At 53.9% G+C, this 687-nt stretch carries 1 protein-coding gene; it reads right to left on the bottom strand.

Annotated features, from left to right (window positions below):
• Positions 1-687: serine/threonine protein kinase (locus IE070_RS16530; protein WP_189484286.1), on the bottom strand; the 687-nt coding region annotated here is incomplete at both ends.

The following is a 687-nucleotide window of genomic DNA, read 5'->3' as shown; positions in this document are numbered from 1 at the left end:
AAACTGCTCGCTATAATGGCCTTTGGCCAGTTCAGTGGCGGGTTTTAGCGGATCGGGATTGCCATACACCAGTGCCATCGCCCGGGCTTCGGCTTTGGGGCCCATTTGGCCGGTGGCTAAACGGTACATTAAACCGCCAAAGGCATGAATATCGACTGTTGGTTTAGCTTCACCACCGCCTTCTATTTGCTCCAGTGGCGCGTAAAACTCGGTAAAGGGCGCTTGTGATTGCGACGCTAAGGCAAAGTTTTGCTTCGCAGCACCAAAATCAATGATTACCGGTGAGCCGTCGCTGCGGCGGATAAACACATTGGCCGGTTTAATATCGCGGTGCAATACACCCTGGCTGTGGATGTAGGCTAAACCATCCGCCAGTGGCAGTAAAAAATGCAGTAATTGCTGCTCAGTGTAACGGCTACCCTGCGCTTCTAAGCTGCTTACCAGCTCGTCCAGCGGCAGGCCGTCTTCAAAGTCCATCACTAAATAAGCCGTGCCATTGGCGGTAAATAAATCGCGGCAGCGTACTACATTCGGGTGGCGCAGTTTAACCAGCGTTTTGCCTTCTACCATAAAGCGGCGCAAGCATTCGCCGTAAAGCTCCTGCTTTGAGGTGCCATGCGGTTGCACGGTATTGCCATGGCGCCCGGCCAGCTCTACCGGCAGAAACTCCTTGACCACCACCTGCTC

This window comes from Alishewanella tabrizica (assembly GCF_014652375.1).
Lineage (GTDB): Bacteria > Pseudomonadota > Gammaproteobacteria > Enterobacterales > Alteromonadaceae > Alishewanella > Alishewanella tabrizica.
Note: the sequence above shows the minus strand (reverse complement) of the source record. Positions and strands in the feature narration are given on the sequence as shown.